Genomic DNA, 7,826 nt, shown 5'->3' with positions numbered 1-7,826 from the left:
CATAGTTTTCAAGCCGCTGGTGATTCCATCGGCATCAAACCCATAGCTAAAGGACTCGCGGCCATACCTTTGATGACTTGGAGGGTCGCTTTGCAGTCCCCGATGGCGGAATGATCCCCCCCTGGTAATTTCTGCCAGCGATAGCTACTTCGGTATGTGTTCCACTCGCCGCAAAATTGGCTGTACCATTGCATGACACATTCGCCGGCGATCGGTGGCACGTCATACCCTCGATCGCCAAAAGTGAAAAACAGTGCTTCTCGATCAAATGGAAGGTTATAGACCAGGAGCTTGCGGTCAAAAATCAGCTCGTTCAAGCAGTCGATAACGCTGTCGAATAGCGGTTCATCTTGAAGGCTGATATTAGTCATGCCGTGGATATTAGTGGCTCCTTCAGTTACCTTGGTTTTGGGGCAAAACCGCTGATTGATGATTTCGTTGCCGTCGAGGTCGATGATGCCTAGTTCGATAATTTCTGGGCCTGATAATCCGGTGGTTTCGGTGTCGAGAATATAGTAGTCGTTGGGTGAGTCGAGTATGGACTTTGCCCAGTTTATGGCCTCGTTGCGATCGTTCATTGATTAGGCTCCTTGTTGTTGGGTCTGGTTGGTGGTCGGCTGTCTCTCCAGCCGCTGTCACACCACTTTTCTATTGACTCAACCGTACTTGCGACGAACTTCGTCTAAATCTTCGGGTTTATTGCCTTAGCGGGCAGGTGTCGCCACTTTTGCCACTGGACGGGGTAGACCTGTCCAGTGGTTTTTGGTGTCTGTGTGTGAGCGGTTCGATTTCACCAGTGGGTTGTTGTCTTCTCTGACAGCTCCGAGCTTTTCCTGGTGTGATGGAACGTTGAACAGGGTGGTGTTGGTCTAGATGTTGGAGGGTATGCTTTGGGGCATAGTTTTCAAAGAGATGAGAAAATAGGGGATGTACGGGCTACAGAGCGGCAAACTTTAAAGCCCGTACACACTTTAATTAGCAGGTCATCTGTGGAAGGGTATCTTTTCACAGATACCTTTTGATGGTACTATGGAAGACAACAAAAGATCAACTAGTTCGATGGATCTGAGAAAACGTGCTGGCAAGAGCCGAATGGATGTAGCTGTGGCATTGGGAGTAACGCAAGCCACGGTTGCAAAATGGGAACAGAGAGTGCAAGAGCCTCACCTCCCAATGTGGAAAATCAAGAGATGGGCTGAAATCTATGGTTGCCCCATAGACGAACTTATTTCGGCATTTCCTCCAATTAGCTCTGATAATTCAGTCACCCAGCAAAGTAAATTAGATGAGGAGATGCACTTATCATCTGCGAATTAACCAGCATGTGAATAAAGCTGGATCGATCGATCCGGCTTTCTAGTATCAATTTATATTCTTGGTAAAAGGTAACTAAAAAGTATGCTGTGCTTGAGATCACAGCAGTGTCATGAATGTCTTGATGAAATAAAAGATGAACCTATTTTAATCTGACAAAATGCACCACCCTGATATTGCAGACGTTATTCTAACTATCGATGATTACTTTCTACTATCAGATGAGAAGAATTCAAGATGTCAAGTTGAATCAATTTCTGATGGTAGAGATGAACATCAACCGAAGCATGGGATAAGAATTAGTAGGCAATTAAAGGCTGGGTGGATATTAGCTACTATTTGGGACATGGATCGTGATAATGATACTATTTTATTTCAACATTCACGCCCATCAAGCTCTGGGACTTGGACAACTGATATTGAAGTAGAATGCAGTGATTATTCCAAAGAATCTATTAGAACTGCTGTGAGAACAATAATGAAAATTGATAAAGAAGAAGCCGCAAGGCAACCGCAACCTCCTGAACCTACGTTAATACCTAAATTTGAACCTTAAATTCTCGATCGATCCACCCCCTCCCCTTATCCTACCAACTAGTGTAAGATGCACCCAAACGATCGGGACACCCCAACATGAAGCGCAAATGGCAACTACCACTCATCCTCAGACTGCATCGAGGAGCATCCATCATCTGGATTGGTATCGAATGGCGATCGCCCCGCTACCGACCGATTAACCCAGCATCCGATCTGAGTGAGTTCTCAGGAATGCTCAAATCCTATGACGATTGAATCAAAAATGTATTAGAATCTTGGGTGATATTCCGTAAATCTACCCAGAAAATGTCTAGACAGAAACTAAATCGCGTCCATGCTCGCGTAGAAGTACCGATGAGTCCTGATGATAAGCAAGCCTTTGAAAAGTGGTGTAGAGTCAACGGCATGACAATGGCAGAAGTAATTAGAAGTGAAATAAGTCATCTAGTCAGAGAGGGTTACTCACTTACTTCATGAGCAATAATCATCAGGGTTCTTTGGTTTAGGCTCTCTAAACCAAATGCGTCTTCTTCTAGTCAATCTACGATTTCCCGTCAGAGCATCTAACTCTTTTTGAAGCTGAATTATTCGATCTAGTCTTCTTTTACTTATCATAGTTCTATTGATTATTCGGATATATATCTACTAGGATGTACCCACCCGATCGGTCTTCTGTCAGCAGCTTCAATCATAAATATTAGATCCGTATCAACGTATCTAGTCCGGTAATTGATAATCTGATGCATCACGTCTCGAATATCGTTATAGTTACCTCTGTGTAAATGTAGCGGTCTAAAACAACCTGGTGATGCTGATGCTCGCTTACAAATCAGAGTGTAATAATTGGGATAGCCGATCGCGGTCTTCATCACAAGTTGGTAGTAAATACCTTCCTATTATTCCCACCGATAATCTGACTATCCCATCCTCCTAAGCCATTGCGATTAAGGGGTATTCTACTTGACATTCACCTTATCCGCCAATGTCGTCGCATAACTAGCCAAATCCGGATCTTGCTCCTTACAGGTAGTAATCGACTCGATTAATTTTGGCGTACTGCTACCCAATCCAGCACTAGTATTATTCACCGCGTCTGCTGCTGATAGGTAGGTACCCAAAGCACCGCCGAATAAGTTATTTGCATACTCAGCAATATAGGTAGTTTGACCGTAAGACCTAATCAGCGAGTCGGCTGTAGTCGTTTGGCTACTTACCTCGGTGCCATCAATAACGCTGTATTCTCCCGTGGATGGAATCAGATCGGTTATCTCCGCCGCTGGCAGATCTAGATCGACACTCGGGACACTCCATAACTGCACCAGATCGGGGAAATTGCAATTGATGTCGCTGGCATGTGCGCTGTACGGATTGAGACACTTAATCAGCGATTTACCCTGTAGATATGAATTCCAATCGATAGTCAGATATCCAGCGATCGTCATCGTCCCACCATAAGGAGTGTCGGACATTATGTACTGACATTCACCCCAGTATTCATAGTGAACTAGTGCCAGTTCTTCAGCGGTGAATTTAGTCAGGTTTCGGTACGATGTCAGCTTGCTAGCAATTACGGCTAGATATGCCAGTAGCCGTTCAGTGCTATCACACCATGTCGGTCTATCGGGCATCGGCCAGCCATAACCATCCATACCAACATCGATCGTCATCGAGGGATCGTAAGGCGAATAACTCCAGATTCGCTCTAAAATTGACTGTTTATCTTCCAGTGGGTGCGGATTAACGATCGGCAGCAGCGCACTAAATACAAACCGCCCCGCCCCGTTATCATCCTGCGTTACCGACCAAGTAATATAATCTTTGGATTCAGCGCGCACCGCAGCATTGTCAGATATATAATTATTCCGAGAGTCCAGATTACTATTATTGATAGACATAATTGCCCACATCAAAGCTTGGTCTAGATATCTTAATTGATTTAATTCAGATTGATTAATAATTGTCATAATTGAATTCTCACTAGCGTATTAATTCCGTACTCCCCTCCTGTAAAGTATTCCCCTTTGAATGGTTCGATCTTTACTCCATTCATCCTTGGTGTTTTATTACTCCTAGTCCTGGTCAGATTGTCTTCAACTGAACCTTCAGGCCGTTTATCTAATTTAGTGTAATTTGCATGTTGAATTACTACTTTCTCAGCTTCTTCCAGCGTGCTCGCATTAATCACGATTGACGTTTGGTCTTTGAGAATATAAGTTACTCGATATCTACCGATAGTATAACTAGGCAAGTACGGTCTATTTTCGCCATTGTAGTGAGGGATATGTAACGTCGGATTATTGGCATAAGAACGAAATGAAAATTTCTTGCGAGTTCCGACAGGACGATATTGAATTGCTAATTGCGGTTTGAAGTTTTCCTTCTTCTGTGCCCACCACATCGGGATTGATGATTGTACCCACAGCCTGCCATCAACTAGATAGAATAGGCAGAATTTGATTAAGATTTCCCACACTGAATCTTCTGGATAAATCCGCAAGTACTTACTATAGATCGGCTGGATCTGGTCTTGCTCCTCCTCTAGGTTTAGCTGGTATGCCTCGATCACCTGTGGGTTATGCAGCTTCATGGCTACTTGAATCAAGACCTTGTAACTACTAGATTTCTTATTGGCGTTAGGGGTACTCATGAGATTGTAACCTTGAGTTTATCAGCATCGGGAACCGTCGCATCCTCGTGTTTTTCAGTGGCTTTAGCTTCCCCTTCCTTAGTGGCTTTATCCTTAGATTCTTGTTCCTTATCTAAAGTTTCTAACTGTTCTTTGGCTGACTTAATATCATTAGTAATATCAGTCAAACCAGTAGATAAAGTATTAATAGTGCTTAATTTATCTCCAACCTTTCCGGTGGTAGTAGCAATCTTATTATCCTCACGCATCCAGCCGGAACCTGTCGCTAACATGTTCATTGCCTTCAATGCGTTGCCAATCTTGCTAGTATTATTGGCATTATCAGCCGTCACCGTACCAAGGGAATTCTCCATGGAAGCTACTTTACTAAGCATATTTGTCCCAGCAACATAGACGGCTGAAACTTTAGCAAACTGCAACTTAATATAATCTACTTTCTCCTTACCAAAAACATTATTTAAAATACTATCGAATGTTTTCGAGAGTGGGTCTAGTAATCCCTCTCCTAACCCAAATAGAGATCCCATATTATTTAGAATTGCCACAAATGAACCCGCAATATTGGTAATTGTGGAAGTGACTGAGGAAATTTGTAAGATCAACTCGACAAAGATCAATACATGCTGGAACAGGAACAAGACAGCCGTGATCGCTGTTGCAATCGTCCCCAATGCGATCAGGTTCGCGGTGGTGTTGCCTTTTGGGGTAACGTTGGCGCGTGATTGCTGTTGGAGTGGATTGGGACTAATCGGCTGTCCGGTTTCGATCTTCTTAGGGATTTGGGATATTGGGGCGTTAGAGGTGGCTTGATTGGCTGCCAGATTCTCTTGTAGGTTCTTGTCCAAATAGCTATCACCATACATCGGTGTCCCATTGGCACTAAATACCACCGCCCGATCTCCGATCGACGTGCCTCTCTGGCCGTCTTGAGCTTGAGTGAATTTCTCTAAATTTCGCTTGGATTTAGCTGATGATTGATTTGCATCGATCGCTTGAATATAGAAATTACTAGTATCGATAGCAGCTGCTAAAGCCTGGTTAATTTTAGTGTTAGACAGAGATGGTGGCCGAGAGCGCGCACCCTGTGTCGGTGATGACTGAATAGTTTTGGGCAACTTCTGCTTATTCTTGCCACTGCCTAGAGGTGACTTGCTTTTAGAGCTTGGCATTACCACAGGCTTGACTTTAGCGGCCTGTTTTTTGGCAATCTTGTCAAACTTGGCCTTTGTTTCACATGAGTTGGTGTTACCCCGATCGATCGCATCTGACTGGGAGAGGACAAATGATTTAGTATCGATCGCTCGCTGTTTGTTAAGTGCTACTTTCTTGTCCTGTGCGAGCTGAAAAAACTCCTGATCCTTATTAAGCATCCCACTGACAATATCCTGCAATTTCAGCCCTAGCTTAGCCTTGAGGATGTCGGGAAACTGACTACCTGCTGGAATATCATCACTCATAGCAATTGTCCGGCAACGATGCCCACATTCTGGGTACAGACGGCGATCTCTTGTGAGATAGATCGATGTGCAGCGATGCCCTGATATGGCAGATCGGAGATTTTGCCATCGATCTCGATTGGGATAGTTTTGGTCACTGATGGTAATCCCATACCTGCAATTAACTCTGATGTTTGACCTTGGGCAACCAGGGAACTCACCAAGGCAGATCGGATCATGTCATTGCTGGAGATAGCTAAATTCAGCAGCTCAGTTATTACCTGTAACTGGTTTTCATATTTGGCTATCCCGTTTTGGGTTTGAACTGATATCGCGCTACTCTCTTGGATACCTAGAGCTAAATTCACTTGATCCATATATTCGGCCAATAATGCTGGGAGATCTTTGACGATTACGCATTCATCAGCCGTTATCTTATTACCTGTAAAACGATTAGTTAACCGTCTCACCAACATCCCTAATTCACCAAAACTAGTTACGCCTACCTTGGTTGGATCTACAGGTTTATCTTTAGATACGATAGTCCTAACTAAAGCTCTCGCCTTATCATGGTCAATAGTGCCGTCGGCTTCTGGTCGATACCCAAATAGATCCGCAATCTTCTCGATTAAATGGCCTAAATTGGCTACTCTAGTCTCTCCACTAGTTGGATTTTTTGCGTAATAACCTGCATTCAGAGCTTCGCGAATTTCATCGATTTTAGGATTATGCATAGTAACAGTGCCATATGATTGATCTGATTGAGGAGCGAACCACCAGTTATACGATCGGTCGTTATCTACGATCCAAAATGGATGTGTGAGATCTAGGTTTATATCATCGGTAGGGCTAGGGCGATTATTCCACATATTATTATTTCCGCCCATCGCTCTTAGGGTTCTACTAGTTTGTTCATAGTAAAAATAATTAATATTTTCAATCGTTGTTCCTGCACCTAAATCGGGAATGTTTAATGGTTGATTTAGTTTTGATTGATATAAATCATTCCAATTATTAAATATACTTGGCAAGCTTTCCTCAAATAAATAGGCATATGGGTAGTAGTCTGAACCTGAAGCCAAGTTACGTATCTGTAAGCTAATAGCCTCATCATCACAATAAAAAGTACCAAGTACTGGATACTCGATTGGCAGAAAATAGGGTACTCCTTTGACTAGGTTTAGTGTGTAATGCATCCATTCGATCGCCAACTTTGGATCGTTCGTGCTTTCGCGATAATACCCAATCTTAACTTGCTGTGTTTTGGCAGGTGTTATTGGTTGAGATTTTGGCAGCTTGCGAACGTCCAAGTAATAGCCATTTACCAAACTTCTGTAATTAGGTTTCACAGGTATCCGTAGAGAGTTTTCACCTTCAACATATTTATAGTACTTAGCCTTGCTAGCAAAAAAAGATACTTCTGCATAACCGTAAAATGCTACACCGTTACTATTTTCAACTCTAATGGCAGGTTTGACAGATCGCCCTTGTCGTGGGGCTACAACCTCTTTTTCCGTTGCGCCTATATAGGCTGGAAACAATTGAGCGTTAGCAGCATAAAAAGCTTCGTACAGTGTGTACTGTGACCAAAAAGTGTATTCTGTAATCTCACGATAGATGTTTGTGCCAACTCCGACCGCAAAGGGTAGCTGATAGGTTGAACAAGCATTTACATAGACCACTTCAGGATTTAAGCGATATGCAAATGGTGAACCTCGATCGAGAACTGCTGGCGGTAAATTTGGTTGGTGTTCACATCCATCTTGATATATTGGGAATTCACCTAAATATTGATTACCGGTAGCACTTATTCTAAAAAGCATCTTTCAAGGATAGTCTTTGGCTATTTTATAAAAGTTGCAACGGATTGGTTCAATACAGTAAGCCTGTAC

The 7,826-nt window shown here is 43.1% G+C and carries 9 protein-coding genes; 4 read left to right on the top strand and 5 right to left on the bottom strand.

The features are described from left to right. Positions 1-8: 8 nt before the first annotated feature. On the bottom strand, positions 9-578 hold the full coding sequence (locus RMO27_RS13205) for a 3'-5' exonuclease (RefSeq protein ID WP_309733197.1): 570 nt from the start codon (positions 576-578) through the stop codon (positions 9-11). A 451-nt stretch (positions 579-1,029) separates the two neighbouring features. Between RMO27_RS13205 and RMO27_RS13200 the strand changes: the two genes are divergently transcribed. The 4 genes from RMO27_RS13200 to RMO27_RS13185 all read left to right on the top strand — a co-directional run bounded on the left by RMO27_RS13200 (position 1,030) and on the right by RMO27_RS13185 (position 2,328). Then, a complete protein-coding gene (locus RMO27_RS13200; protein ID WP_309733195.1) occupies positions 1,030-1,317 on the top strand; it encodes a helix-turn-helix transcriptional regulator in 288 nt (95 codons plus the stop codon). 157 nt (positions 1,318-1,474) lie between these two features. After that, the gene (locus tag RMO27_RS13195) at positions 1,475-1,870 is read left to right on the top strand and encodes a hypothetical protein (RefSeq protein ID WP_309733192.1); all 396 of its coding nucleotides are present in this window, start codon (positions 1,475-1,477) and stop codon (positions 1,868-1,870) included. A 77-nt stretch (positions 1,871-1,947) separates the two neighbouring features. Beyond that, positions 1,948-2,106, top strand: a complete 159-nt coding sequence (locus RMO27_RS13190) for a hypothetical protein (protein WP_309733190.1) — start codon at positions 1,948-1,950, stop codon at positions 2,104-2,106. Positions 2,107-2,157: 51 nt separating this feature from the next. Then, a complete protein-coding gene (locus tag RMO27_RS13185) occupies positions 2,158-2,328 on the top strand; it encodes a hypothetical protein (protein ID WP_309733187.1) in 171 nt (56 codons plus the stop codon). Between the two features lie 479 nt (positions 2,329-2,807). On the opposite strand, the gene RMO27_RS13180 is transcribed toward RMO27_RS13185, so the two are convergent. The 4 genes from RMO27_RS13180 to RMO27_RS13165 are packed head-to-tail and all read right to left on the bottom strand — an operon-like array spanning position 2,808 to position 7,757. Continuing rightward, positions 2,808-3,815 (bottom strand): hypothetical protein, encoded by a 1,008-nt coding sequence (locus RMO27_RS13180; protein WP_309733185.1) that lies wholly within the window; start codon positions 3,813-3,815, stop codon positions 2,808-2,810. Next, positions 3,812-4,498: a hypothetical protein gene (locus RMO27_RS13175; RefSeq protein WP_309733182.1), complete on the bottom strand. Its 687-nt coding sequence runs from the start codon at positions 4,496-4,498 to the stop codon at positions 3,812-3,814. Before RMO27_RS13175 ends, RMO27_RS13180 begins: the two co-directional genes overlap by 4 nt. Next, positions 4,495-5,955, bottom strand: coding sequence for a hypothetical protein (locus tag RMO27_RS13170; protein ID WP_309733180.1), 1,461 nt, complete (start codon positions 5,953-5,955; stop codon positions 4,495-4,497). Before RMO27_RS13170 ends, RMO27_RS13175 begins: the two co-directional genes overlap by 4 nt. Beyond that, the gene (locus RMO27_RS13165; protein ID WP_309733178.1) at positions 5,952-7,757 is read right to left on the bottom strand and encodes a hypothetical protein; all 1,806 of its coding nucleotides are present in this window, start codon (positions 7,755-7,757) and stop codon (positions 5,952-5,954) included. Before RMO27_RS13165 ends, RMO27_RS13170 begins: the two co-directional genes overlap by 4 nt. Positions 7,758-7,826 lie beyond the last annotated feature (69 nt).

Source organism: Chamaesiphon sp. OTE_75_metabat_556 (assembly GCF_031378165.1).
Taxonomy (GTDB): domain Bacteria; phylum Cyanobacteriota; class Cyanobacteriia; order Cyanobacteriales; family Chamaesiphonaceae; genus Chamaesiphon.
The sequence above is the reverse complement of the archived record's forward strand: the minus strand, read 5'-3'. Positions and strand labels throughout refer to the sequence as shown.